The organism is Kitasatospora sp. NPDC059577 (genome assembly GCF_042735475.1).
Taxonomy (GTDB): Bacteria; Actinomycetota; Actinomycetes; order Streptomycetales; family Streptomycetaceae; genus Kitasatospora.
The window spans coordinates 4993-28616 of record NZ_JBHWBZ010000054.1 but is presented as its reverse complement, the minus strand read 5'-3'; the positions used below and the strand labels follow the sequence as shown (position 1 = coordinate 28616).

The window sequence follows — 23624 nt, the reverse complement described above, 5'->3', positions numbered from 1 at the left end:
TCGACAGGTGCCGAAACTGTCCGACGTCATCACCGCGCTCGAAGAGGTCTACCCGCCGGAGTGGGCGGAGTCCTGGGACGCCGTCGGCCTGGTCTGCGGGGACCCTCAGGCCGAGGTCCGCCGCGTGCTGTTCGCCGTCGACCCCGTCCAGGCGGTCGTCGACGAGGCCGTGGAGTGGGGCGCCGACCTGGTGGTCACCCACCACCCCCTCTACCTGCGCGGCACCACCAGCGTCGCCGCCACCACCTTCAAGGGCCGGGCGGTGCACACGCTGATCACCAACGGCATCGCCCTGCACGTCGCCCACACCAACGCCGACCACGCCGACCCCGGTGTCTCGGACGCGCTCGCCGAGGCGGTGGGCCTGCGGGTGACCGGTCCGCTGGTGCCGGACCCGACCGACCCGCTGGGCCGTCGCGGCAGCGGCCGGATCGGCCTGCTGGAGCCCCCGCTGCCCCTGTCGGCGTTCGCCGCGCGGGTCGCCGAGGGCCTGCCCGCCACCGCCGCCGGCGTCCGCGTCGCCGGCGACCCGAACCGGCTGATCAGCCGGGTCGCGGTGTGCGGCGGCTCGGGCGACGGCTTCTTCGCCGACGTCCGGGCGGCCGGCGTGGACGCCTACGTGACCGCCGACCTGCGCCACCACCCGGCCTCCGAGGCCGCCGAGGCGGCGCCGGTCGCGCTGGTCGACGCCGCCCACTGGGCCACCGAGTGGCCCTGGCTCGGCCTGGCCGAGCGCGCCCTGCAGTCCGCTGCGGACAAGCGCGGCTGGACCGTGGAGACCAAGGTCTCCCACCGGGTCACCGACCCGTGGACCGCGCACGCCCCCATGTCCTTCACCGCCTGACCCGATTCACAGGAGCTCTCCGCTTGAACGCCGCGCCCGCCGACCAGATCCGCCTGCTCGACCTCCAGGCCATCGACTCGAAGCTCGACCAGCTGGCCCACCGGCGCCGGACGCTGCCCGAGCACGCCGAGATCGACAAGGCCTCCGCCGACCACACCGCCCTCAAGGACCTCGTCGTCGCCGCCGAGGCGCAGAAGGGCGACACCGCCCGCGAGCTGACCAAGGCCGAGCAGGACGTCGAGCAGGTCCGCAGCCGGGCCGCCCGCAACCAGCAGCGGCTGGACTCCGGCGCGATCACCTCGCCGAAGGACCTGGAGAACCTCCAGCACGAGATCGGCTCGCTCTCCAAGCGCCAGGGCGACCTCGAAGAGGTCGTGCTGGAGATCATGGAGCGCCAGGAGAGCGCCCAGAGCCGGGTCGAGGAGCTGTCCGCCCGCCTGGAGCACTCCACCGTCGTCCTCACCGAGGCCGAGGGCCGCCGCGACGCCGCCTTCGCCGAGATCGACACCGAGGCCGACAAGGTCAAGCGGGACCGCGAGACGGTCGCCGCGGTCATCCCGGCCGACCTGCTGAAGGTCTACACCAAGCTGCGCGAGACGCAGGGCGGCGTCGGCGCGGCCCGCCTCTACCAGCGCCGCTGCGAGGGCTGCCGCACCGAGTTCTCGATCACCGAGGTGAACGCCATCAAGGCCGAGCCGGCCGACAAGGTCGTCCGCTGCGAGAACTGCTCGCGGATCCTGGTCCGCACCGCCGACTCGGGCGTCTGAGTCGGTGGCGGCGCGCTTCATCGTCGAGGCGGACGGCGGGTCCCGGGGCAACCCGGGTCCGGCCGGCTACGGCGCGGTGGTCCGTGACGGGGACACCGGGCAGATCGTCGCCGAGGCCGCCGAGTTCATCGGCCACGCCACCAACAACGTGGCCGAGTACAGGGGCCTGATCGCCGGGCTCAGGGCGGCCCGCGAGCTCGACCCGGACGCCTCGGTGGACGTCCGGATGGACTCCAAGCTGGTCGTCGAGCAGATGTCCGGGCGCTGGAAGATCAAGCACCCCGACATGCAGCCGCTCGCCGCCGAGGCCCGCACCGTGTTCGCGCGCGGTCGGGTCAGCTACACCTGGATCCCGCGCGAGCGGAACAAGGACGCCGACCGGCTGGCCAACGAGGCGATGGACGCGGGCAAGGCCGGACGGCAGTGGGAGCCCAGGCCGAAGGCGGTGGCCGTCGACGAGCCGCCGCTGGAGACCGCCGCCCCCAAGGCCGGCTGGGCCGCCCCCGCCGACCTCGGCACGCCGACCACCTTCGTCCTGCTGCGCCACGGCGAGACCCCGCTCACCCCGGAGAAGCGCTTCTCCGGCAGCGGCGGCAGTGATCCGGAGCTCTCCGACAAGGGCCGCTGGCAGGCCGAGCGGGCCGCCGAGGCGCTGGCCGCGCGCGGCAGCGTCCAGGCGGTGGTCGCCTCCCCGATGCGCCGCACCCGGCAGACCGCCGAGACCGTCGCCGCCCGGCTCGGCCTGGAGGTCCGGTACGAGGACGGGCTGCGCGAGGTGGACTTCGGCGACTGGGAGGGGCTGACCTTCGCCGAGGTGCAGGAACGCCACCCGGCCGACCTGGCGGCCTGGCTCGGCTCCGCCAAGGCCAAGCCGACCGGCAGCACCGAGAGCTTCACCACCCTCACCCACCGGGCCGGTGTCGCCCGGGACAAGATCATCGCCCGGTACGCGGGGAAGACCGTGCTGGTGGTCTCGCACGTCAGCCCGATCAAGACGCTGGTCCGGCTCGCCCTCGGCGCCCCGCCGGACTCGATGTACCGGATGGAGCTGAGCGCCGCCTCGATCTGCGCCGTCCAGTACTACGCGGACGGCAACGCCTCGCTGCGGCTGCTCAACGACACCTCGCACCTGCGCTGACCCATGTCCCGGTCCCGCTCCCCACGTCGGGGCGCGGGAGCCGGGACCGGGGCGGGCGCCGGTCGGCGCGGGGTCAGTGCACCTCGGTGACGACCACGTCCAGCTGCCACGGCTTGCGGGCCGTGCCCTCCGCCGCCTGCTCCACCCGGTGGCCCAGCGCCGACAGCGCGTCCATCAGCTCGCCGGGCGTCTTCGGCTCGGCCCCGGCGACCAGCAGGTCCCGGACCAGGCGGCCCTTGGTCGCCTTGTTGAAGTGGCTGACCACGGTGCGCCTGCCGTCGCGCTCCTGCAGCACCCGGACGGTCGCGGTCCGGGAGACCACCTCACCGGCCGGCTTCCACGCCGCCGCGTACGCGGAGCTGCGCAGGTCCAGCACCAGCCCGTCCGCCACCTCCGGGAGCACGTCGGCCATCGCGCTCCGCCAGTACGCCCCGAGCGCTCCGGGGCCGGGCAGTTTCACGCCCATCGAGCAGCGGTAGGAGGGGATCCGGTCGGAGATCCGCACCGCGCCCCAGAGACCGGAGAAGACCAGCAGCGAGCGCTCGGCCCGGTCGCGGGCGGCCGGGTCCAGGGTGGCCAGGCCGAGGTTGTCGAACAGCACGCCGGTGTAGACCTCGCCCGCCGGACGGGCCCCGGCGGTCGGCAGGCCCGCGTTCTTGGCGATCTCGCCGCGCAGCCCGGGGGAGAGGCCGAGCACCCCGGCGGCGGTGTCCTCGTCTCCTCGACAGAGGCCGACCAGCGCGTCCAGCACCGCCCCGCGCGCCGCCGTCAGCCCGGGCAGCGACAGCCGGTCCAGCGCCACCGGCCCGCCGTCCCCGGACCCGGCCTTGCCCTCCGAGGGCGGCAACAGCACCAGCACAGCGGACTCCTCAACACTTTGTGGCGGACGAACCCCGCCACCCTACTGCGGCCGCCCCGGCCCCCAGCGCCACGCAGAGGGGCGAGTAGTACCGGCGGTCCAGCCGCCGGAACCGCTCCGAGCGCTCGATCACGCTGCCGAACAGCGCCGGCCCGCCGATCCCGCGCGCCAGCAGCACCCCGGCCACCGTCCGCACCCCGGCCCGGCGCACCCGTCGCGACCCCGCCCCGGGCAGCACCCCGGCCTCCGCCCCCACCAGGTACGCGGCCGTCCCCAGCAGCCCCGCCACCGCGAGACAGGCCGCCGCCGGCGGCACCCCGTCACCGGTGCCCAGCACGGCGTCCGCGAACTCCTCCGGCGACCCCAGCGGCCACGGCGTGACCGCCCACACCGCGTGCAGCGCCCCCGTCGCCGCCAGCGCGCCCGACACCACGACCCCGGTCGTCCTCACCGCACCGCTCATCACCCGAACCCCCTTCGTGCGGACCGTCTCCGACCCCCACCCTACGAACCCTTACACCGCCCCCGGTGCCACGGCTCCGTCCCACCCGGTCCCGCCCGACCGGGTGGGACGGAGCCGTGGCGACAATCGGGTGGGAACATCCCGCGCCCGCCACTACCGTGAGCAGCGAGGAGAGTGATCGAGATGACCCTGCGACCCCTGGACCTGGTGCCCGACGACGGCGACGCCGTGGAGGAGTCGCTGTCCGTGCGGCTGCCCGCGGGCCTGCCGGAGGAGACGCGGCAGGCGCTGGAGTTCGCGCTGCGGGCGACGGCGCAGGCGGTGATGGCCGGCCGGGTGCGGGTGACCGGCGCACCGGGCGGGTCGGACACCGCGGAGCTGGCCTTCGAGGTCCGGCAGTCCGAGGTGCCGGAGGCGCTCACCGACCGGGCCGGCCCGGGCCGGGCCGAGCGCCGGGCGGCCATGGTGGCCCGGATCCGCGCCGCCAACGCGGAGACGCTGGAGAGGCTGAAGGACCTGTGAGGGAGTCCACCGAGTACCTGGACCTGGAGGACGTCACCTACCTCGCCGGCGGCCCGGAGAACATCCGCGACCTCGGTGGCCTGCTCTCGGCGATCGCCCGTCCGCAGGCGAGCCTGTTCGGCGGCGACGCCTACCCGGACCTCTGGTCCAAGGCGGCCGCCCTCGGGCAGAGCCTGGCCCGCAACCACCCCCTGGTCGACCGGAACAAGCGGACCGCGTTCGAGGCGATGCTGCTGTTCCTGGACTACAACGGGGAGCCGTACACCGACCCGCGTCCGGACGAAGCCGTGGCGTTCATGCTGCGGCTGGCCACCGGCGGGTACGACGACGCGCTCGCGCTCGCCGCGAAGGACCTGAAGTCCCTGCTGGGACGCTGAGCCTCCGTCCGGAATCACCCGATTCGCCCTACGCTGCCTCCATGCCTCGCCGAAAACTGCGCGTCAAGGCCGCCGACTCCGCCCGGATCAACACCGAGCTGACCGAACTCCGCACCCGCCTGGAGGTCCACACCGAGTGGCCGGAGGAGGTGCTGGCCGAGGCCGAGGAAGCGGCCGAGCGACCCCGGCTGCCCGAGCACGACGCCACCGACCTGCCGCTGTTCACCGTCGACCCGCCCGGCTCGCGCGACCTCGACCAGGCCATGCACCTCACCCACCGCGCGGGCGGCGGCTACCGGGTGTACTACGCGATCGCCGACGTCGCCGCCTTCGTCCGCCCGGGCGGCGCGATCGACACCGAGGCCCGCCGACGGGTCGAGACCCTCTACTTCCCGGACCACCGCGTCCCGCTGCACCCCACCCGGATCTCCGAGGACGCCGCCAGCCTGCTGCCCGGCGAGCCCCGGCCCGCCCTGCTCTGGCAGCTGGACCTGGATGCCGACGGCGCCGTCGTCCTCGCCGACCTGCGCCGCGCCCTGGTCCGCTCGCACCGCCGCCTCGACTACGCCGCCGTCGAGCGCGCGGTGGACCTGGGCGGTGCCGACGAACAGCTCGCCCTGCTCGCCACCGTCGGCCGGCTGCGCGAGGAGCAGGAGCGCGCCCGCGGCGGGATCAACCTGCCGGTGCCCGAGCAGGAGGTCGAGGAGACCCTGCACGGCTACGTCCTCGGCTACCGCGCGCCCGGCCCCGCCGACGGCTGGAACGCCCAGATCTCGCTGCTCACCGGCATGGCCGCGGCCGAGCTGATGCTGGACGCGGGCGTCGGCCTGCTGCGCACCCTGCCCGCCGCGCCCGCCGGCGCGTACGAGCGGCTGCGCCGGATCGCCGCCGCACTGGACGTGCCGTGGCCGCAGGCGCTCCCGTACCCGGAGCTGATCCGCTCCCTGGACCCGGACGTGCCGCTGAACGCCGCCTTCCTGAACGCCTGCACGGGCCTGCTGCGCGGCGCCGGCTACCACGCCTTCGACGAGTCCCGCGGCCTGCCCGCGCCCGCCGCGCCGGACCACGCCGCGCTCGCCGCGCCCTACGCGCACTGCACCGCGCCGCTGCGCCGCCTCGGCGACCGCTTCGCACAGGAGGTGTGCGCGGCGGTGGCGGCGGGGGAGGACGTGCCGGACTGGGCGCGGGAGGCGCTGCCGGACGTGCCGGCGCTGATGGCGGGCGGGGACCGCCGGGCGGGCGAGGTCGAACGGGCCTGCGTGGACCTGGTGGAGGCGGAACTGCTGGCGGGCCGGGAGGGCGAGGACTTCCCCGCGGTGGTCATCGACGTGGACGAGAAGCGGCCCGCCGCCGGGACCGTGCAACTGCGCGACCCCGCCGTCCGGGCCCGCTGCGACGCGTCGGCCACCGCCGCGGACGGCGCCGCCGGCCGGCTGCCGCTCGGACGGGTGATCGACGTCCGGCTGACGAAGGCCGACCCGGTCACCCGAACGGTCCGCTTCGCGGCGGTGTAGCGGGCCACGGGTGGCGGGCACACGGCGCGGCCCGCCACCCGTACGGGTCCGTCCCACCTCCCGCGGCCGGTCCGCAGTGGGAGGATCGGTCCGTGCTCGATGCCCAGTCCCCCGCCGTGGCGCCCGCGCCCGCACCCGGGCGGCGCCGCCGGCTGCTCGTCCTGGCGATCTGCTGTCTGAGCCTGTTCATCGTCGGCCTCGACAACACCGTGGTGAACATCGCCCTGCCCGCGATCCAGCGTGACCTGCACGCCCCGGCGTCCGGGCTGCAGTGGATCATCGACGCCTACACCCTGGTGCTGGCCTCGCTGCTCATGCTGTTCGGCTCGGTGGCCGACCGCTTCGGCCGCCGCCGGGTGTTCCAGACCGGGCTGGTGTGCTTCGCGCTCGGCTCGCTGCTGTGCAGTCTGGCGCCGAACCTGCAGTGGCTGGTGGCGTTCCGGGCGCTGCAGGCGGTGGGCGGTTCGATGCTCAACCCGGTGGCGATGTCGATCATCACCAACACCTTCACCGATCCGAAGGAGCGGGCCCGGGCGATCGGCGTCTGGGGCGGCGTGGTGGGCATCTCGATGGCGCTCGGCCCGCTGCTCGGCGGCTTCCTGGTGGACGGCGCGGGCTGGCCGTCGATCTTCCTGATCAACGTCCCGGTCGCGCTGGCCGCCATCGCGCTGACGGCGCGCTACGTCCCGGAGTCCCGGTCGCCGCGGCCGCGCCGACCGGACCCGGTGGGGCAGCTGCTGATGATCGTGCTGCTCGGCTGCGGCACCGCCGCGATCATCGAGGGCCCGGGCAACGGCTGGACCTCCCCGCTGATCCTCGCCCTCGCCGGGGCCGCCCTGGCCGCGTTGGTCGCCTTCCCGCTGTGGGAGCGACGGGTGGCCGAGCCGCTGGTGGACCCGCGGTTCTTCGCCAGCGCGCCGTTCACCGGGGCGACCGTCACCGCGGTCTGCGCCTTCGCCGCGCTCGGCGGCTTCCTCTTCCTCAACACCCTCTACCTGCAGGACGTCCGGCACTACGGACCGGTCGAGGCCGGCCTCTGGACACTGCCGATGGCCGGGATGATGCTGGTCTGCGCGCCGCTGTCCGGACGGATCGTCGGCAGCCGGGGCCCGCGCCTGCCGCTGGTCGTGGCCGGGCTCGGCCTCGCCGCGAGCGGCCTGCTGCTCACCCGGTTGTCCGCCGACTCCCCGCCGTCGCTGCTGCTGGCGGCGTACGCGCTGTTCGGTTTCGGCTTCGGCATGGTCAACGCGCCGATCACCAACGCCGCCGTCTCCGGCATGCCGCGCGCCCAGGCGGGCGTGGCGGCCGCGGTCGCCTCGACGAGCCGTCAGGTCGGCCAGTCGCTGGGCGTCGCCGTGATCGGCACGGTCGTCGCCTCGGCCCTGGTCGGCCCGGTCGCGACCGGCTTCGCACAGGCCAGTCACGCCGGTTGGTGGATCCTGGTCGGTCTGGGCATCGCGATCCTCGTACTGGGCCTGGTCACCACCACCGCCTGGGCGGGCGCGACGGCGGCCCGGGTGGCCGCCCGCCTCGGCGGCGAACCGCCCGCCGTCCGGTCCGGTGTACGGGAGGCGCCGCCCGAGCGGCTACGATGACCACTACGGCGGAAGAGCCGGCCGGGCGGTCGCGACGGGTCACCAGACCCGCCGAGGAACGTCCGGGCTCCACAGAGCAGGGTGGTGGGTAACGCCCACCCGGGGTGACCCGCGGGACAGTGCCACAGAAAACAGACCGCCCTCCGCTTCGTGCGGTGGGTAAGGGTGAAACGGTGGTGTAAGAGACCACCAGCGACCGGGGTGACCCGGCCGGCTAGGTAAACCCCACCTGGAGCAAGGTCAAGATCGGTGCCCTCGGGCGCCGTGCGCGGACGATTGAAGGCTGCTCGCCCGAGTCCGCGGGTGGACCGCACGAGGCTGTCGGCAACGGCAGCCCTAGATGGATGGCCGCCTCCCCGGGCCGCGCAAGCAACCCGGGAGACAGAACCCGGCGTACAGGCCGACTCTTCCGCCCCCTCCCCGCCCCCCGGGCGGGACGCCCCGCGACGACGCGGGACGCCCGGCGACTACGCGGGACGCGCGCCGACGGCGTCGCGGATCTGCTCGCCGAGGCCGCCGTTGACGCGGGCGCAGTTGGCGCAGCAGAAGAACATCCCGGCCACTTCGACGCCGTGGCCCACGATCCGGACGGTGCACTGTTCGCAGCGCGGCGCGAGCTTCTCCATCGCGCACTCGAAGCTGTCGAAGGTGTAGGTGTCGCCGGTGACCGTCTTGATCTCGAAGGCCAGCCAGTAGTCGTTGCCGCAGGTGACGCAGATGGCCATGGCGGCCGTCTCCTTCCGGTGGGGCCGCCCCCGGCGGGGCGGCTCCTCCCAGTGTCGAAGGCCCGGTCGGCGGCGGCCACCCGGCGGGACTGTCGGGCGGACCCCGGCTCAGTCCGGGGACGGGCCCTGGCGTTCGGAGAGGTCCGCCAGGGCGCGGACGGCGCGTTCGGCGTCGTCGGCGGCGACGAACAGGTGGTCGTGGTGGAAGCCGGCCACCACGTTGCAGCTGATCCCGTCCTCGGCGAGCCGCGCGGCCACGGCCGCGGTCAGGCCGACGGCCTCCAGGGCCGAGTGGATCTGCAGGGTGATCCAGGCCGCCACGTACTCGTAGCGCAGCCCGAGGGCGTCGGCCTCCTCCTGGGTGACCACCACCGTCACCCCCTCGGGCTCGGCGACGGTCACCACCGGCCGCATGCCGGCGGGCACCTTCGCGGGGAGGGTGCAGTAGACGTACCGCCCCGGGTTGAGCAGCGGGCGCATCCCGCGCAGCAGCGTCGCAAGATCTCGTTCTCCGGCCATGCCCGCCACCGTAGCGGCTGGGCGGTGGCCGCGTCCGGGCCTGGCGGCCGTGTCGGGCGCGGCCGGGCGGTCCGCCGGGGGTTCGGCTCCCTCCGTGGGGGCCTGCGCCTGTGGACCGGGTGACATCCGCGGTGGGGCCGGTCAGTTCGGGGTGGGCCAGGTCCGGAGGAGCTTGCGGGCGGCTCCGCTGTTTCCGAGCTGGTAGACGGCGACGGCGGCGGGGCGCACGGTGAAGGCGTCGAACGGCTCGGCCTCGATGGTCGTGAGGTCGTCGAGAGTGGCGAAGCCGACGGTGATGTGGGATTGGTAGCGGTCGGGCCCGATCTGCGCCGGGACGTAGCCGTCGACCCAGTCGAGGGTGCTCCGGCTGATGCCCTCGCCGGGGTCGGTGACGAAGGCGGCGGCCGTGCCGCCGGACTCGGTGAACGGGGTGATCGCAGCGAGCAGCGCGGCCTGGAAGTCGAGGACCTGCGGTCCGGGTCGAAGGAGGATGGCCGCGAGGCCCTGCCCGGGCACGCCCCAGTCGGCGTGCCTGATGGCGACGGCCCGGTAGGACAGGGTGCCGGTGTCGGTCGCGGCCAGGGTCCGGTGGACGGCCTCGTACGCCTCGTCCAGGTCGGTGGTCCGGACGTAGCGCTGGAGGGTGGTGATGTGCGGTTGGTGGGAGGCGTCCAGGGCGAAGCCGTCCGGGACGCTCTCGCGCATCCGGGCGTTCCAGGCCCGGGCGTGCCTCAGGGTCGTCGAGTCCGGGTTGACGAGCACGTCGACGGCGGTCAGGTCGTTCAACGGGTCCTCCTGGTCAGAACAGGGTCGTCCAGTCGTTCTTCATGCTCACGACCGTCCAGCCGAGTTGCTCGGCGGTGGCGAGCGAGGCCTCGGCGCCCTTGCTGTAGGCGTACTCCCGCTGGTCGTCGTCGTGGCGGACGAGCAGCGCGAACGCGGCGCTCCGGAGCATCTCGATGTCGACGTCGGCGTTGCCGCCCGCGAAGGCGGGCAGTCGGCCGGTATGGGCGAAGATGTGCTCGGGCTTGCCCGGCCCCAGGTCCAGGCCGCCCAGGAGCGCGCGGGAGCGGACGATCCTGCCGTCGGTGTAGGTGTAGGCGGCCGCTGAGCCGATGACGTTCTCCTTCGGGATCCCCCAGGTCTCCTCGGAGAACACGCGCATGAAGTCGCGGCCGCCGCCCGAGCACACGAACACCCGGAACCCGTTCGCGCGCAGGAGGGCGAGCAGTTCCAGCATCGGCCGGTAGACCAGCTTCGTGTACGGGACGCCGAACCGCAGGTCCCGCACCGTCGTGGTCCACTCCCGGACCCGCGCGTCGAACTCCTCGGGCGTCGTGCCCGCCCACGACCGGGCGAACGCCTCCAACAGGCTCGCCACCGCCTGGGGCTCCTGTGTCGCCAAGCCCTCGAAGAACTGCTGGTCCCGCTCCACGAGGGCCTTGTACGGCTGTCGTTCCGCGAGCGAGGGGTCGGCCTTCACCTCCTCCTCCCAGGCGCGGAACACGAAGTCGAACTGCGGGGGCATCGGCTGCTCCACCCAGAGCGTGCCGTCGTTGTCGAACGTGGCGATCCGGTCGGCCGGCTCGACGAACGCCCCACCCGGCGTCGTCGCCTCGTGGACGAAGTCCAGGATCGCCTTCCTGGCCGGTCCCTCTTTCCAGCTCGCCAGCACCTGTTCGGTCACGGGCCACTCCTCTGCTCGGCAGTCGCGTCGTCCTCGCACGGCGACTCAGGGGCGTTCGTGAGGCCATGGTCGCCCCGGACGGCTTCGGGCACTGTGCAGACACGTCCGACACCCGCCGGTTACCGGCGAACCAGCCGCTGACCTGCGCGGTCAACCTTCAGTGCCACAAACCGCTGTCCGTGCATCCTCGGCGGCGACCGGTCAAGGTTCGGCGCCCCGGGCCGTCGGCGATATATCGGAGAATCGTTGACGAGCGACAGTCACCGATATATCGTCGAACTATCGAGACAGTGACTCGACTGGATCGGAGAACCAGGAGGTGGGCGCCATGCGCTCAGGAATGCGATTTCGTGGAGAGGGCCCGGGCGACGGCCGCTGGCCGGGGCCGGGGCCGGAGTTCAGGGGGATGCCCGGAGAGGGTTTCGAAGGTCGGCAGGCGTTCGGCGGCTTCGGCCCGCCGTTCGGTGGCGGAGGCCCCGGGCGGCCGATGGGCGGCCCGTTCGGGCACGGCTTCGGTGGGCACGGCGGCCGGCGCGGAGGCCCGCACGGGCGGCGCGGCGGACGGGCACGGCGCGGTGACGTCCGCGCCTCGCTGCTGGCCCTGCTCAAGGAACGGCCGATGCACGGCTACGAGATGATCGCCGAGATCACCGAGCGGACCGGCGGGGCCTGGCGCCCCAGCCCGGGTTCGATCTACCCCAACCTCCAGCTGCTGGAGGAGGAGGGCCTGATCACCGCGGAGGAGGTCGGCGGCAAGCGGCTGGTCTCGCTCACCGAGGCGGGCCGCGCCGAGGCCGACGCCGGACCGGCGGAGCCGTGGGCGGAGGCCGGCCGGGAGGTCGACTGGGAGGCCGTCCAGGAGGTCGGTCAGGCGCTCGCCGCGCTCGACCAGGCGGTCCAGCAGGTCATGCGGACCGGCAGCGAGGCGCAGCGCGCCAAGGGCCTGGCCGTGCTGACCGAGGCCCGCAAGAAGCTCTACCTCGTCCTCGCCGAGGATGACTGACCGGCGCGGGGGGAGACGCACCGGCGTGACGGGCGGTGCCGCTGCTCACGGGTGGACCACGAACAGGGCCGCACTGACCAGCAGCAGCACCGCCCAGCCGAACCAGAGCCAGCCGTTCGGGCCGATCGTCACCGTGTAGAGGCTCACCGCGAGCAGCAGCACCCCGGTGACCCCGGCGACCTGCCGGTTGTGGTGGGCGATCGCCCGGGAGCCGCTGCGCGGGTGCCGTACCGTCCTGGCCATGCCGACCTCCCGGGAGGGCGATGGGGGAGCGGGCGGCCCGCCGGCCGGAAGCCGTGTCAGCCGGAGGCCTTCGCGGAGGCCGCCTCGTCGTACTCGTAGCGCCAGAACCAGCTCAGGCCCCGCACCTGCTTGGCCCGGACGTACACCAGTGTGCGCGCGGCGGCGTCGCCGTGCGCGGGGACCGGGACCTTGTACTTCTTGGGCACGCCGAGCATCGGCCCCAGGGGGACCGGCAGGACCGTCCCGTCCAGGGGGCCGCCGACGAATTCGGTGTCCGCGCTCTTCATCCCTCCAGGGTCTCACCTCCGCGCGGGTGGGTGGTCTCCCCGCCGGGTGGCCGGGAACACCCCGGTGGGAAGGGAAACAGGAGGCCTCGTGAGGGCCCGGTGCCGGGAGTGTGCCCGGGGTGCGCGCGGGAGTGTGACCGGAGAGGCACCGCCCCCGGTCATCCGAAGGCCCCGCGCACCCCTATCCTTTCCTGTACGCCCCCGGGGTTCACCCGGGTCAGCGGGCCCGTACGGGCCGGGCGAGGCGCGGATCCGCGCGCCCTCCGGCCGATCCGGCGCGGACAGCGTGCTGCCGTGACTGCGTACCGTGACCCGGGCGTCGGCCGTCCGGTGACCCCGGGCCGCGGCCGACAGGGCGCGGACGGCAGGGCCGAGCACCTCGGGAAGCAGTGGGGCGCTTCGTGCGTTGCGTCGGAGTGGAACGTCGAACGCTGTGTCGCACCAGGCACGGCAGTTGCGCGGAAGGGGCCCGATGGAAGCCGGCGGCAGGTGGACGACCTGGTGGCAGAAGCGTGATCGTCAGCGGGCTCGGGCGGGGGACCCGGACGGCCCGGCAGCCGGCCTGGACCAACTGCTGGACGCGGTGCGCGCCGGATTCCCGCTCGCGCCCGCCGCCCACCCGACCGGCTACCGCTGTTCCTGTGACCGGGTGGCCTGTCCGGCCCCGGCCCAGCACCCGGTCTCCTTCGCCTGGCAGACCCAGGCCACCACCGACACCGAGCAGCTCTCCCGCTGGCTCGCCCGCGACCCGCGGGCCAACTTCATCACCGCCACCGGCCGGGTCCACGACGTGCTGGACGTCCCGGCGGAAGCCGGACGGCTGGCCCTGGAGCGGCTGACCGCGGCGGGCGTCGAAGGCCCCGTCGCCGCCGTCGGCGAGGACCGCTACCTGTTCTTCACCGCCACCCGCGGCACCCCGCAGGACGAGGACGAGTGGTGGCCGAGCGCGCTCGACTCCACCCCGGACACCATGTCCGAGCACCCCGGCCTGCGCTGGCACTGCCGCGGCTCGTACACCCTGCTCCCGCCCGCCGCGCTGCCGGACGGCTCCCGGGTGCGCTGGCTGCGCGGGCCCGAGCAGCCGCTGCCGGACCCGCTGCGCGTCCTGGACGTGCTGACCGACGCCTGCACCGAGGTGGGCGCGGTCGCCGAGGAGCAGTGGCTGATCGGCTGAGCGGCGGGGGTCGCCGCAGGCCCCGGGCCGGGCGGCCCGGGGCGCGCCGGGTCACGGCAGGGTCAGGACCTCGGCGCCGTCCGCGGTGACCACCAGGGTGTGCTCGAACTGGGCGGTGCGCTTGCGGTCCTTGGTGACGACGGTCCAGCCGTCCGGCCAGATCTCGTAGTCGTAGGTGCCCAGGGTCAGCATCGGCTCGATGGTGAAGGTCATCCCCGGCTTGATCACCTCGGTGGCGCGGTCGCTGTCGTAGTGCGGGACGATCAGGCCGGAGTGGAACGACGTGTTGATGCCGTGGCCGGTGAAGTCCCGCACCACGCCGTAGTCGAAGCGCTTCGCGTAGGACTCGATGACCCGTCCGATGACGTTGATCTGACGGCCCGGCTTGACCGCCTTGATCGCCCGGGCGAGGGACTCCCGGGTGCGCTCGACCAGCAGCCGGGACTCCTCGTCCACGTCGCCGACCAGGTAGGTGGCGTTGAGGTCGCCGTGCACGCCGTGGATGTACGCGGTGGCGTCGATGTTGACGATGTCGCCGTCCTGCAGCACGGTCGAGTCCGGGATGCCGTGGCAGATCACCTCGTTGATCGAGGTGCAGACCGACTTGGGGAAGCCCCGGTAACCCAGGTCGGACGGGTAGGCGCCGTGGTCGCACATGTACTCGTGGGCGACGGCGTCCAGCGCGTCCGTGGTGACGCCGGGGGCGATCAGCTTGGCCGCCTCCTCCATCGCCCGGGCGGCGATCCCGCCCGCGATCCGCATCTTCTCGATCGTCTCGGCGGTCTGCACCTCGGGCCCGGTGTACGGCGTCGGGGCGGGCCGCCCGACGTACTCGGGGCGCGCGATGTGCGCCGGGACCTTGCGGGTGGGGGACTGGATGCCGGGTACGAGAGCCATGGCCGCGAGTCTAGTCGCCGGGCCCCGCCGGGACGGGCGGTGCGCGGAGGCGGGACGGAGGCCCGGGTGCGGAGGCGGGACGGAGGCCCGGGAGCGGGGTGCGGGGTGTGGTGTGCGCGGCGGCCCCGGGCGGGGAATGATCGGTACGACCCCATCCGTGAACGCCGACCGCCCGAACGGGAGAGCCCGCCCATGCCCCTCGGATTCCACCGCAAGCCGACCGGAAAGCCCGGCGAGTGGTTCTACTGCATCAAGCACGGCAAGGTCGAGGAGGGCCCGGAGTGCCCGGCCAAGGACCGCCTCGGCCCGTACGACAGCCCCGCGGAGGCCGCGAACGCCCTGCAGCTCGCGGACGAGCGCAACCGGGAGTGGCAGAACGACCCGCGCTGGAAGGACGAGCCGAAGGACCCCACCGAGTAGGTCAGCGCGGCTCGGGGCCGGTGAAGTACTCCTCGTCCACGCTCAGCACGACGAGGCGCCGCCCGGACGCGAGCGCCTGGGCGGCGGCCTGGCTCACGGGCGCCGCCGGCGTGGACTCCCGGTCGGCCCAGACCCTCGCCCCGGCGTTCGGCGCCGCGAGCTCCCGGGGGAAGCCCGTGCCCGGGGCGGGGGAGGCGGCCGTGTCCTTCCGCTCGTCGAAGGCCAGGCTCACCCCGAGCAGGTCGCGGTCGCCGTCTGCGCGCGGGAACCCGTACCAGAGGCCCTCGCCCGGCCGGGGCGAGGCGTTGGAGTCGGCCGACTGGGCGCCCTGGGCGGTCATCACCTGGTCCCAGCGCGACCGGGCCTGCTGCGGATCGCCGCTCACCGCGAGGTACTTGACCACCTGTCGGCGGCACGTCGGGGCCGGCCAGTGCACGCCGGAGCCGCCGGCGCCGTCGGCCCGTCCGGGCCCCACGCCACAGCCGTCCTGGACGCCCCCGCCGATCTCCTGGCCACCGGACAGCGTCGGGAGCAGTGCGGCCAGCCGCCGGTCGATCTCGGCGGTGAGGGACCGGTCGGCGGCGGCCACCTCGGGGGAGGCGGCCAGCGCCGCGACGTCCGGCGGCTGCGGGGTGGCCACGGCGGCGGGCGTGGTGCCGGTCGGGGGCGCGGGCTGCCCGGCCACGCGGCCGCTGCCCCAGAACGCCCAGCCGAACGCGCCGCTCACGGCGGTCACGACGACCGCCACGGCGGCCCACTGCTTCCAGCCCCCGGTCCTCATGCCGGGCAGTCTGTCACAGGGCGACCGTCGTCCCCGTCGGTGTTTCCGGATTCGGCTCCGTGCTTCGGTCCGTCCCTTGGTCCGTCCCTAGGTCCGTCGCTTGGTCCGCCCTCGGCCCCCGCTCCGCCTCCCGCTCCGCCCGTTCGTGCTCGGCACGGACGGCGGCGGCGTGCGGGTCCGTGCGGTCGTCGTAGGCGAGCAGCCTCGGCAGCGCGGCGGCGACCGCGAGGACGGCGACGACGCAGGCGACCCCGCCGGTCCAGACGGCGGCGCGCACGCCGACCAGCCCGGCCACCGTGCCCGCCCTGACCTGGCCGAGCTGCGGGCCGACGGAGTAGCTGAGCAGCTCGACGCCGGCCATCCGGCCACGGACCCCGTCCGGGATGGACTGGTTCCACATGGTCGAGCGGGCCAGCCCGCTGATCTCGTCGGCGCCGCCCGCCAGGGCGAGCCCGAGCAGCACCACCCAGACGCTCCCGGACAGCCCGGCCAGCGCCATCGCCGCACCCCAGCCGACGGCGGCGACCACCAGCAGCCGCCCGTGCCGGTGGACCCGGGAGGTCCAGCCGCTGGTCGCCCCGACCAGCAGGGCACCGGCGGCGGAGGCCGCGTACATCGGGCCGAGCGCCCAGTCCGCGCCCAAGTCCGAGGCCAGGAAGGGGAAGACCGCCACCGGGTAGGCGAACAGCATGGCGCAGACGTCGATCGCGTAGGTGCCGAGCAGGTCCTTGCGGCTCCACGCGTACCGGACGCCGGTGAGCACGGCCCGGACCGAGGGCCGCTCGGCGCCGGTCGCGGGCGGCACCGCCCTGATCCGGACGAGCAGCAACAGCGAGGCCGCGAAGGTCAGTACGTCCAGCGCGTACGCGGTCTGCACCCCGGCGAACGCCACCACGACCCCGGCCAGCGCCGGCCCGGCCACCGAAGCGGCGTTGTGGTACAGGGACTTGAGTGCGAACGCGGCGGCCAGGTGCCGGTGCGGGACGAGCCGCGGGGTGAGCGAGTCCAGGGCCGGGCGCTGCAGGCCGTCGGCGGCCGCGACCAGCGCGGCGACCAGGTAGATCGGCCAGAGCAGCGGGTGCGGCAGCAGGGCGTTGACCAGGAGCAGCCCGGCCAGCAGACCGAGCGCGGCCTCGGCGCGCAGCACCAGCTTGCGGCGGTCCAGGGCGTCGGCGAGGGCGCCGCCCCACAGGCCGAAGACGATCAGCGGGACGAGTTCGACGGCGCCGATCAGGCCGACCGCCAGGGAGGAACCGGTGAGCTCCTTGATCTGCATCGGCACGGCGACGAGGGTGAGGAAGCTGCCGAAGCTGGTGACGCAGCCGGAGGTCCAGAGGTAGCGGAAGTCGCGCGAGGCGCGCCACGGTGACAGATCGGGCACCAGCGAGCGCAGCGCCGACCGGGCCCGACCGAGCGCCGGGGGATGCGGGGGTTCGTCGACGTTCACGAACCATCATCCTGGGACGGCGGCCACCGGCTCCGCAAAGGGTTTTCGAGCGACCCGCGACCGCGCCTACCAGCGGCTGAGCACGGGTGCCGAGGCCAGCCGGCCGGCCAGGGCGGCGAGGCGGTCGAGGGAGGTGCGGCGGGCCGGGGGCAGTCCGGCGGCGGCGCTGACCAGGTGCTGGGCGAGGTCGAACGGTTCCTCGGCGGCGGTGCCGACGGCCAGGCGCTCGTGCGCGAGCCCGCCGAGGTCGCCCGGGGCGGCGCCGTCCAGCGCGAGCACCGTCGCGCCGTGCCGCCGGGCGTCGCGCACCCGCTCCAGCAGCGGGGCGCCGGCCGTCTGCGGGGCCACCACCAGGACGGTCGCGCCGCGCCCGGCCTCGGTGAGCCGCCGCAGGCCGTGCGCCAGGTGGGCCGGGGCCCCGGGCGGCGGACGGTGCCGCAACAGGGTGGGAGCCAGCCGGGGCACGGCCGACCAGGCGGCCTCGTCGTCGAGGTGGGCGGCCAGGTGCCACGGCTCGTACGCCTCGGTGCCGACCAGCAGCAGGCCGCCCGCCCCGCGCCGCTCCACCGAGCGCCGCAGCGACCCGGCGAAGCCGCCGACCGCCTCCCACCAGCCCGTGCCCGCAAGCCTTTCCCGGAGTGCCGAAACTCTCACCGCGTCCATGCGGGCCAGGATGTCGCGCCGGGCCGGGGATTTGGCAGGATCGGCCCATGACTTCCCTCGATTCAGCGACAAACCCGGCCCACGAGCTGCCGGACGTCTCGCAGCTGGTGGTCGGCGTCCTCGGCGGCACCGGCGACCAGGGGCGCGGCCTGGCCCTGCGGCTGGCCAAGGCCGGACAGCAGGTGATCATCGGCTCCCGCGACGCCGCCCGGGCCGAGGCCTCCGCCGCCGAGCTGGGCCTCGGCGTGCGCGGCGCCGACAACGCCACCGTCGCCCGGGAGAGCGACGTGGTGATCATCGCGGTCCCGTGGGACGGCCACGCCGCCACGCTCACCGCCCTGCGTGAGGACCTCGCCGGCAAGATCGTCGTCGACTGCGTCAACCCGCTCGGCTTCGACAAGCAGGGCGCGTACGCGCTGAAGCCGGAGGAGGGCAGCGCCGCCCAGCAGGCCGCCGCCCTGCTGCCGGACTCCCGGGTCACCGCCGCCTTCCACCACCTCTCGGCGGTGCTGTTGCAGGACGAGTCGGTGGAGGAGATCGACACCGACGTCATGGTGCTCGGCGAGGACCGGGCCGCCACCGACGTGGTGCGCGCCCTGGCCGCCCGGATCCCCGGCATGCGCGGCATCTACGCGGGGCGGCTGCGCAACGCCCATCAGGTCGAGGCGCTGGTCGCCAACCTGATCTCGGTCAACCGCCGCTACAAGGCCCACGCGGGCCTGCGGATCACCGACGTCTGACCGGCCGGGGCCGCGCGGCCGTGTCGACCTCACCCCTGGACTCCTCCGGAGGTGAGGTCGGCGACAATGGGTCCCGGCCGCGTCCCGGCCGGCCGCACCCGTCCTAGGAGCCTCCCGCCATGCCCCGCACGTCCCTGCTCGCCCTGATCGTCGTCGTCCTCGCGCTGGCCGCCGCGGTCTTCTCGCTGACCCAGGGCCTCTGGCTGGGCCTGATCTGGCTGCCGTTGGCCGGTGTGGCCAGCAACGTGCTGTGGTTGAACCGCCGCCGGGCGAAGATCGCCGAGGCCGTCGCGGCCGCCGAGCGGGGCTAGCGGCCGCCGAGCGGGGCTGGTCCGGGGCTGGTCCCCGCCCGGCGGCCCGCGGGGCTAGTTCTTCCAGAAGCTGAAGAGGTACCGCCCGAGCGTCGCGTAGTCCTGGTCCACGCCGAAGAGGTTCATCAGGCCGTGGACGACCCCGAAGAAGAACGAGTTCACCGAGGGCTGCCACAGCAGCGCGAACACCGCGAGCATCCCGTACGGGGCGAACGGCTCGACCGCGCGCCGGGTCTTGTACGACAGCCAGGGCTCGACGATGCCGTAGCCGTCCAGGCCGGGCACCGGCAGCAGGTTCAGCACCGCCGCGCTGATCTGGAGGAAGCCGAGGAAGCCCAGCGCGCCGGAGAACGGCGAGATGGTCAGCTCGTAGCCGTTCCAGAACGCGTGCACCGTCGGGTCGTCCAGCCAGCCGGCGCCGATCGGGACCAGCAGCGCCGCCGCGATGGCCAGGTTGACCAGCGGGCCGGCCGCCGAGATCAGGCTGTGCTTGAGCCGGCCCTGGATCCGGTGCCGCTCGATCCAGACCGAGCCGCCGGGCAGGCCGATGCCGCCGAGGATCACGAAGACGATCGGCAGGACGAAGCTGAGCAGCACGTTGGTGTACTTCAGCGGGTTGAGCGTGAGGTAGCCCTTGGCACCCACCGTGATGTCGCCGCCGTGCAGCGCCGTGCGGGCGTGGGCGTACTCGTGCAGGCACAGCGAGACCATCCAGCCCGCGACCACGAACAGGAACACCCCGAACGAGGCGTTCCCGTAGCCCGCGTACACCGCCCAGCCGGAGGTGCCGAGGATGGCGAGGAGCACCCAGAACACCGGGCTGATCCGGCGGTCCTCGCTGCGGGAGCGCGGCGTGGCGGCGAAGGTCATGGTGTGGGTGCTCCGTGGGCAGAGGGAGGGCGGGTGTCGGGCCGGGGTCCGATCATGCCGGGCGGGCGGTGACCGGACAAGCCGCTCCGGGTGAACGTCCGGGCACCCGGTGGCGTTCCGCCGAGGCCGGGTGCCCGGACGGGGCGGCGGGGCGGGGCCGTATCGGCGGGGGCGCCTGCACAATTGTGCGGCCGCACGCCCGCTGATCGACCAGAATGGTGCGGTGCACTACGGCATCCTCGGGACGACCACGGCCCACCACGACGACGGAACCCCGGTGCCCCTCGGCGGCGCCCGGCTGCGGGCGCTGCTGGCCGCGCTGGCCCTGCGGCAGGGCCGCCCGGTGCCGGCCGACCTGCTGGTGGACGAGGTGTGGGACGCCGATCCGCCGCAGGACTCCTCCGCCGCGCTGCAGACCCTGGTCGGCCGGCTGCGCCGCACCGTCGGCCGGGACGAGATCGGCTCCGGCCCGGCCGGGTACTGGCTGACCGGCCCGGGCACCGACCTCGCGGACTTCCAGCGGCTGAGCACCGAGGGCCGACGGGCCCTGGACGCCGGGGACCACGCGCTGGCCGCCGAGCGGCTGCGCGCCGCCCTGGCGCTGTGGCGCGGCCCCGCCCTCGCCGACCTGCCGGACCGCTCGGGCCCGGCCGCCAGGCTGGAGGCCCAGCGCGAGGAGGCCCGCCGGCACCGGATCACCGCCGACCTGGGGCTCGGCCGGGCCGCCGACCTGGTCGCCGAGCTCGCCGAGCTGTGCGAGCGGCAGCGGCTGGACGAACCGCTGCAGCTGCTGATGATCCGGGCGCTGCACGAGAGCGGCCGGACGGCCGAGGCACTGCACCACTACGAGCGGACCAGACGGGTCCTGGCCGATGAGCTCGGCGTCGACCCCGGTCGGCACCTCCGGTCCCTGCACGCCGAGTTGCTCGCGCCGGGGGCCGGTCCGGAGCCGGGCGTCGAGCCGGAGCCACACCCCCGGCCGGAGCCGCACTCCCGGCCGGAGCCGCAGCCCCGGCCGGAGCCGTCCGCGGGCACTCCGGCGACCCAACTCCCGCGCACCGGCGGCAACCTGCGCGGACGGCTGACCAGCTTCGTCGGCCGGGAGGCCGATCTCGCCTCGCTGCGAGGTCTGTTGACGGGGCGCCGGCTGGTGACCCTCACCGGACCGGGCGGCTCCGGCAAGACCAGTCTCTCGGTCGAGGCCGGACGGGCCGAGCAGTCGGCGGGGGCCTGGCCGGACGGCGTCTGGGTGGCCGAACTCGCCCCACTGGAGAGCCCGGACGCGGTGCCCGCCGCCGTGGTGTCGGCGCTGGGCCTGCGCGAGATCGTGCTGCACAGCGCCAGCATGGTCGCCGAGGTGATCGAGAAGCGCGTCGAGGACCCGGTGCGCCGGCTGGTCGAGCACTGCGGCCACCGCCGGATGCTGCTCGTCCTGGACAACTGCGAGCACCTGATCCAGGCCGCCGCCGACCTCGCGGACGTGCTGCTGGCCGACTGCCCCGGGCTGACCGTGCTCGCCACCAGCCGCGAGCCGCTCGGCGTGCCCGGCGAGACGGTGCTTCCGGTCGAGCCGCTGCCCGACCCGGTCGCGCTGCGGCTGTTCGCGGAGCGCGCCGCCACCGCCCGTCCCGGCTTCGACCCGCAGGGCGATCCGGAGGCCTGCGCCGAGATCTGCCGTCGGCTGGACGGGCTTCCGCTGGCCATCGAACTGGCCGCGGCCCGGCTGCGGGTGATGACGGCCCGTCAGATAGCCGACCGACTGGACGGCCGGTTCGCGCTGCTCACCGCGGGCAGCCGCACCCTGTTGCCGCGCCAGCAGACCCTGCGCGCGGTGGTCGACTGGAGCTGGGACCTGCTGGGCAAGCGCGAGCGGGCGGTGCTGCGCCGGCTCTCGGTGTTCTCCGGCGGCTGGCAGCTGGAGGACGCCGAGGCGGTCTGCGCCGACGGCGTCGAGGTGGCCCCGGGGGAGGTCGCCGACCTGCTGCTGTCGCTGGTCGACAAGTCCCTCCTGGTGGCCGACCTGGACGGCGCCAGCCTGCCGCGCTACCGGATGCTGGAGACCATCCACGAGTACACGACCGAGCGCCTCGCCGAGTCCGCCGCCGAGCGCACCGCCACCGGGGCCCGCCACCTGGCGCACTTCCGCGCCGTGGTCGCGGAGGCGGACCTGCACATCCACGGGCCCCGGCAACTGCACTGGCTGACCGTGCTGGAGCGGGAGCAGGACAACATCCGGGCCGCGATGCGCCGCGCGATCGACCTCGGGGACGAGGAGGAGGCACTGGCCCTCACCCTTGGCATGAGCTGGTACTGGTCACTGCGCAACTACGGCCTGGAGGCCCGGAGCTGGTACACCGCGGTCGCCGCACTGGGCCCGGACCCGTTCGGCCCGTCCGCCCCGCCGCCGGTGCCGCTGGAGCGCGGCGTGCTGGAGTACGGCCTGCCGATGCCCGAGGGGGTGGTCGAGGAGGCCCGCCGGCTGCTCGCACTGCACCGGCTGATCGGGCTCTTCGAGGGGAACCTGGAGCTGGTCGGCGACGCACAGGCCGTCCAGGTCGCCCAACAGCTCCTGGACGTCTATACCCCGGACCTGCCGCAGTCCCACCGCTTCCCCGCGCTGATGCGGGTCTTCGGCGCCTTCCTCTCCGGTCGGCTGGACCTGATGACGCACCTGCTGGACGACGCCGTCGCGGGCTGCGAGCGCCACGGCGACGCGAACGACATGGCGTTCATCCTGCAGCTCCGGGCCAAGATGCTGAACGACTGGCCGGGCGGGGCGGAGCAGAGCGTCCTGGACGGCTCGCGCTCCCTGGAGCTCTACCAGCAGGCCGGCAACCTCTGGGGGGTCTCCCAGGCTCTGTCGGCGCAGGGCGAGTCGCTGGCCAACCGGGGCGAGCCGGAGGCGGCCGCCGCCGCCTACGAGCGGGCGATCGGGCTGGCCGAGGAGCTGGGGGCGACCCAGGAGGTGCCGATGCTGCGGGTGAACCTCGGCAACGCCCTGCTGGAGGTGGATCCGGAGCGCGGCGAGCGGATCGTCCGGGAGGCGCTGGCCTCCATCGACTCCCCGGGTCTGAACCAGGCCGGCACCGGCGCCTGGCTGTTCGGCCACCTGACGCTCTGCGGCGTGCACGCCCAGCGCGGCGAGTACGCCCAGGCGCTGGCCGAACTGGACCTGATGGACGTCACCACGGTCGACTTCCTCGCGCCGACCGTCGTCTCCGGGCTGCTGAACGCGGCCCGGGGCTGGATCACGGCCCGGACCGGCGATCCGGAGCGGGGTCTCGAACTGATCCGCGAGTGCCGGCGGATGCTGCGGTCGATCGCGACGGGCTCCGGGTTCGTGGAGCAGATGACGGTCATGGTGGTCCCGGCCGTGGTCGGGGTGCTGCGGGTGTTCGCCGAACGCGACCGGGACCTGGAGCGGGGCCGGCTCGCGGCGCTCCTGCAGGGCGCGCACAACGGGCTGAACGGCCCGAAGGGCGGCTACCTGGACCGCGTCGAGCGGGAGCGGTCGGCCGCGGCTTTGCGGGGGCTGCTGGGCGATGCCGCGTACGAGGAGGCCTACGCCCGCGGCGACGGCATGACGCAGGAGCAGACCCAGGCCTTGCTGACGGAGCTGATCGGCTGACGGCGCCCGCTGGACCGTCGGTCCGTCGGTCTGTCGGTCCGGGGGTGCGGGGTTCGGGGGTGCGGGGGTTCGGGGAGGGCCCGGCGGATCGTCGGTCCGGGGGCGCGCGGTGAGGGCCCGGTGGGCCGGTGACCGTCCCCTGGTCACCGG

Annotated in this window: 26 protein-coding genes and 1 other RNA gene; 14 read left to right on the top strand and 13 right to left on the bottom strand. The window is 74.5% G+C overall.

Annotated elements, in window-relative coordinates:
- Nucleotides 1–7 precede the first annotated feature (7 nt).
- Genes ACFV0O_RS31495 through ACFV0O_RS31485 form a run of 3 tightly spaced genes read left to right on the top strand, consistent with a single transcriptional unit; the run spans nt 8 to nt 2749 of the window.
- Nucleotides 8–844 carry a Nif3-like dinuclear metal center hexameric protein gene (locus tag ACFV0O_RS31495; protein ID WP_380347150.1) on the top strand — a complete coding sequence of 279 codons (837 nt, stop codon included), beginning with the start codon at nt 8–10 and terminating at the stop codon, nt 842–844.
- A gap of 23 nt (nt 845–867) precedes the next feature.
- The gene (locus ACFV0O_RS31490; RefSeq protein WP_360249581.1) at nt 868–1611 is read left to right on the top strand and encodes a C4-type zinc ribbon domain-containing protein; all 744 of its coding nucleotides are present in this window, start codon (nt 868–870) and stop codon (nt 1609–1611) included.
- Nucleotides 1612–1615: 4 nt separating this feature from the next.
- A complete protein-coding gene (locus tag ACFV0O_RS31485; protein ID WP_380347148.1) occupies nt 1616–2749 on the top strand; it encodes a bifunctional RNase H/acid phosphatase in 1134 nt (377 codons plus the stop codon).
- A gap of 73 nt (nt 2750–2822) precedes the next feature.
- Here the strand turns inward: ACFV0O_RS31485 and yaaA are convergent, their stop codons facing one another.
- Nucleotides 2823–3608 (bottom strand): peroxide stress protein YaaA, encoded by a 786-nt coding sequence (yaaA, locus tag ACFV0O_RS31480; RefSeq protein WP_380347146.1) that lies wholly within the window; start codon nt 3606–3608, stop codon nt 2823–2825.
- Between the two features lie 10 nt (nt 3609–3618).
- Complete coding sequence (locus tag ACFV0O_RS31475) at nt 3619–4071, bottom strand: DUF3995 domain-containing protein (protein ID WP_380347145.1); 453 nt, start codon at nt 4069–4071, stop codon at nt 3619–3621.
- A 183-nt stretch (nt 4072–4254) separates the two neighbouring features.
- Between ACFV0O_RS31475 and ACFV0O_RS31470 the strand changes: the two genes are divergently transcribed.
- The 5 genes from ACFV0O_RS31470 (at nt 4255) to rnpB (ending at nt 8491) form a co-directional block, all read left to right on the top strand.
- On the top strand, nt 4255–4593 hold the full coding sequence (locus ACFV0O_RS31470) for a hypothetical protein (protein WP_360249592.1): 339 nt from the start codon (nt 4255–4257) through the stop codon (nt 4591–4593).
- A complete protein-coding gene (locus tag ACFV0O_RS31465; RefSeq protein WP_380347143.1) occupies nt 4590–4970 on the top strand; it encodes a type II toxin-antitoxin system death-on-curing family toxin in 381 nt (126 codons plus the stop codon). Before ACFV0O_RS31470 ends, ACFV0O_RS31465 begins: the two co-directional genes overlap by 4 nt.
- A 41-nt stretch (nt 4971–5011) precedes the next feature.
- Complete coding sequence (locus ACFV0O_RS31460) at nt 5012–6484, top strand: RNB domain-containing ribonuclease (RefSeq protein ID WP_380347141.1); 1473 nt, start codon at nt 5012–5014, stop codon at nt 6482–6484.
- A 92-nt stretch (nt 6485–6576) separates the two neighbouring features.
- Nucleotides 6577–8079, top strand: coding sequence for an MFS transporter (locus ACFV0O_RS31455; protein WP_380347140.1), 1503 nt, complete (start codon nt 6577–6579; stop codon nt 8077–8079).
- Nucleotides 8080–8092: 13 nt separating this feature from the next.
- An RNA gene (gene rnpB, locus ACFV0O_RS31450) (RNase P RNA component class A) lies at nt 8093–8491 on the top strand.
- A gap of 55 nt (nt 8492–8546) precedes the next feature.
- Here rnpB and ACFV0O_RS31445 read toward each other — a convergent pair.
- The 4 genes from ACFV0O_RS31445 to ACFV0O_RS31430 all read right to left on the bottom strand — a co-directional run bounded on the left by ACFV0O_RS31445 (nt 8547) and on the right by ACFV0O_RS31430 (nt 11010).
- Nucleotides 8547–8804 carry a Prokaryotic metallothionein gene (locus ACFV0O_RS31445; RefSeq protein WP_380347138.1) on the bottom strand — a complete coding sequence of 86 codons (258 nt, stop codon included), beginning with the start codon at nt 8802–8804 and terminating at the stop codon, nt 8547–8549.
- A gap of 108 nt (nt 8805–8912) precedes the next feature.
- On the bottom strand, nt 8913–9323 hold the full coding sequence (locus tag ACFV0O_RS31440) for an ACT domain-containing protein (RefSeq protein WP_380347137.1): 411 nt from the start codon (nt 9321–9323) through the stop codon (nt 8913–8915).
- 141 nt (nt 9324–9464) lie between these two features.
- The gene (locus ACFV0O_RS31435) at nt 9465–10109 is read right to left on the bottom strand and encodes a hypothetical protein (protein ID WP_380347136.1); all 645 of its coding nucleotides are present in this window, start codon (nt 10107–10109) and stop codon (nt 9465–9467) included.
- A gap of 13 nt (nt 10110–10122) precedes the next feature.
- Nucleotides 10123–11010 carry an HAD family hydrolase gene (locus ACFV0O_RS31430; protein WP_380347134.1) on the bottom strand — a complete coding sequence of 296 codons (888 nt, stop codon included), beginning with the start codon at nt 11008–11010 and terminating at the stop codon, nt 10123–10125.
- Between the two features lie 340 nt (nt 11011–11350).
- Here ACFV0O_RS31430 and ACFV0O_RS31425 point away from each other — a divergent pair, with 340 nt between their 5' ends.
- The gene (locus ACFV0O_RS31425; RefSeq protein ID WP_380347133.1) at nt 11351–12013 is read left to right on the top strand and encodes a PadR family transcriptional regulator; all 663 of its coding nucleotides are present in this window, start codon (nt 11351–11353) and stop codon (nt 12011–12013) included.
- Nucleotides 12014–12058: 45 nt separating this feature from the next.
- On the opposite strand, the gene ACFV0O_RS31420 is transcribed toward ACFV0O_RS31425, so the two are convergent.
- Nucleotides 12059–12256, bottom strand: a complete 198-nt coding sequence (locus ACFV0O_RS31420) for a hypothetical protein (protein WP_360249613.1) — start codon at nt 12254–12256, stop codon at nt 12059–12061.
- A 56-nt stretch (nt 12257–12312) separates the two neighbouring features.
- Nucleotides 12313–12543: a hypothetical protein gene (locus ACFV0O_RS31415; RefSeq protein WP_360249616.1), complete on the bottom strand. Its 231-nt coding sequence runs from the start codon at nt 12541–12543 to the stop codon at nt 12313–12315.
- Nucleotides 12544–13015: 472 nt separating this feature from the next.
- Here ACFV0O_RS31415 and ACFV0O_RS31410 point away from each other — a divergent pair, with 472 nt between their 5' ends.
- Complete coding sequence (locus tag ACFV0O_RS31410) at nt 13016–13717, top strand: bifunctional DNA primase/polymerase (protein ID WP_360249619.1); 702 nt, start codon at nt 13016–13018, stop codon at nt 13715–13717.
- A 51-nt stretch (nt 13718–13768) separates the two neighbouring features.
- Here the strand turns inward: ACFV0O_RS31410 and map are convergent, their stop codons facing one another.
- The gene (gene map, locus ACFV0O_RS31405) at nt 13769–14614 is read right to left on the bottom strand and encodes a type I methionyl aminopeptidase (RefSeq protein WP_360249622.1); all 846 of its coding nucleotides are present in this window, start codon (nt 14612–14614) and stop codon (nt 13769–13771) included.
- 192 nt (nt 14615–14806) lie between these two features.
- Between map and ACFV0O_RS31400 the strand changes: the two genes are divergently transcribed.
- Nucleotides 14807–15034: a hypothetical protein gene (locus ACFV0O_RS31400; RefSeq protein WP_380347130.1), complete on the top strand. Its 228-nt coding sequence runs from the start codon at nt 14807–14809 to the stop codon at nt 15032–15034.
- 1 nt (nt 15035) lies between these two features.
- Here the strand turns inward: ACFV0O_RS31400 and ACFV0O_RS31395 are convergent, their stop codons facing one another.
- From ACFV0O_RS31395 to ACFV0O_RS31385, 3 genes are all read right to left on the bottom strand, one after another.
- Nucleotides 15036–15815 (bottom strand): hypothetical protein, encoded by a 780-nt coding sequence (locus ACFV0O_RS31395; protein ID WP_380347129.1) that lies wholly within the window; start codon nt 15813–15815, stop codon nt 15036–15038.
- 13 nt (nt 15816–15828) lie between these two features.
- The gene (locus ACFV0O_RS31390) at nt 15829–17262 is read right to left on the bottom strand and encodes an MFS transporter (protein ID WP_380347128.1); all 1434 of its coding nucleotides are present in this window, start codon (nt 17260–17262) and stop codon (nt 15829–15831) included.
- A 66-nt stretch (nt 17263–17328) separates the two neighbouring features.
- On the bottom strand, nt 17329–17925 hold the full coding sequence (locus ACFV0O_RS31385; protein ID WP_380347126.1) for a hypothetical protein: 597 nt from the start codon (nt 17923–17925) through the stop codon (nt 17329–17331).
- A gap of 47 nt (nt 17926–17972) precedes the next feature.
- Here ACFV0O_RS31385 and npdG point away from each other — a divergent pair, with 47 nt between their 5' ends.
- Both npdG and ACFV0O_RS31375 read left to right on the top strand, forming a co-directional pair.
- Complete coding sequence (gene npdG / locus ACFV0O_RS31380) at nt 17973–18665, top strand: NADPH-dependent F420 reductase (RefSeq protein ID WP_380347125.1); 693 nt, start codon at nt 17973–17975, stop codon at nt 18663–18665.
- 119 nt (nt 18666–18784) lie between these two features.
- Nucleotides 18785–18976 (top strand): hypothetical protein, encoded by a 192-nt coding sequence (locus ACFV0O_RS31375; protein ID WP_380347124.1) that lies wholly within the window; start codon nt 18785–18787, stop codon nt 18974–18976.
- Between the two features lie 54 nt (nt 18977–19030).
- On the opposite strand, the gene ACFV0O_RS31370 is transcribed toward ACFV0O_RS31375, so the two are convergent.
- Nucleotides 19031–19846 carry a site-2 protease family protein gene (locus ACFV0O_RS31370; RefSeq protein ID WP_360249643.1) on the bottom strand — a complete coding sequence of 272 codons (816 nt, stop codon included), beginning with the start codon at nt 19844–19846 and terminating at the stop codon, nt 19031–19033.
- A 223-nt stretch (nt 19847–20069) separates the two neighbouring features.
- Here ACFV0O_RS31370 and ACFV0O_RS31365 point away from each other — a divergent pair, with 223 nt between their 5' ends.
- Nucleotides 20070–23474 (top strand): BTAD domain-containing putative transcriptional regulator, encoded by a 3405-nt coding sequence (locus ACFV0O_RS31365; protein WP_380347122.1) that lies wholly within the window; start codon nt 20070–20072, stop codon nt 23472–23474.
- Nucleotides 23475–23624 lie beyond the last annotated feature (150 nt).

Bases quoted from the DNA above. Each gene is read 5' to 3' on its own strand.
- ACFV0O_RS31370 (WP_360249643.1), bottom strand. From the start codon at position 19,846: ATGACCTTCGCCGCCACGCCGCGCTCCCGCAGCGAGGACCGCCGGATC.
- ACFV0O_RS31420 (WP_360249613.1), bottom strand. From the start codon at position 12,256: ATGGCCAGGACGGTACGGCACCCGCGCAGCGGCTCCCGGGCGATCGCC.
- ACFV0O_RS31445 (WP_380347138.1), bottom strand. From the start codon at position 8,804: ATGGCCATCTGCGTCACCTGCGGCAACGACTACTGGCTGGCCTTCGAG.
- ACFV0O_RS31375 (WP_380347124.1), top strand. From the start codon at position 18,785: ATGCCCCGCACGTCCCTGCTCGCCCTGATCGTCGTCGTCCTCGCGCTG.
- ACFV0O_RS31400 (WP_380347130.1), top strand. From the start codon at position 14,807: ATGCCCCTCGGATTCCACCGCAAGCCGACCGGAAAGCCCGGCGAGTGG.
- ACFV0O_RS31415 (WP_360249616.1), bottom strand. From the start codon at position 12,543: ATGAAGAGCGCGGACACCGAATTCGTCGGCGGCCCCCTGGACGGGACG.
- ACFV0O_RS31440 (WP_380347137.1), bottom strand. From the start codon at position 9,323: ATGGCCGGAGAACGAGATCTTGCGACGCTGCTGCGCGGGATGCGCCCG.
- ACFV0O_RS31385 (WP_380347126.1), bottom strand. From the start codon at position 17,925: ATGGACGCGGTGAGAGTTTCGGCACTCCGGGAAAGGCTTGCGGGCACG.
- ACFV0O_RS31395 (WP_380347129.1), bottom strand. From the start codon at position 15,815: ATGAGGACCGGGGGCTGGAAGCAGTGGGCCGCCGTGGCGGTCGTCGTG.
- ACFV0O_RS31410 (WP_360249619.1), top strand. From the start codon at position 13,016: ATGGAAGCCGGCGGCAGGTGGACGACCTGGTGGCAGAAGCGTGATCGT.
- npdG (WP_380347125.1), top strand. From the start codon at position 17,973: ATGACTTCCCTCGATTCAGCGACAAACCCGGCCCACGAGCTGCCGGAC.
- ACFV0O_RS31470 (WP_360249592.1), top strand. From the start codon at position 4,255: ATGACCCTGCGACCCCTGGACCTGGTGCCCGACGACGGCGACGCCGTG.
- ACFV0O_RS31425 (WP_380347133.1), top strand. From the start codon at position 11,351: ATGCGATTTCGTGGAGAGGGCCCGGGCGACGGCCGCTGGCCGGGGCCG.
- ACFV0O_RS31460 (WP_380347141.1), top strand. From the start codon at position 5,012: ATGCCTCGCCGAAAACTGCGCGTCAAGGCCGCCGACTCCGCCCGGATC.
- ACFV0O_RS31475 (WP_380347145.1), bottom strand. From the start codon at position 4,071: ATGAGCGGTGCGGTGAGGACGACCGGGGTCGTGGTGTCGGGCGCGCTG.
- map (WP_360249622.1), bottom strand. From the start codon at position 14,614: ATGGCTCTCGTACCCGGCATCCAGTCCCCCACCCGCAAGGTCCCGGCG.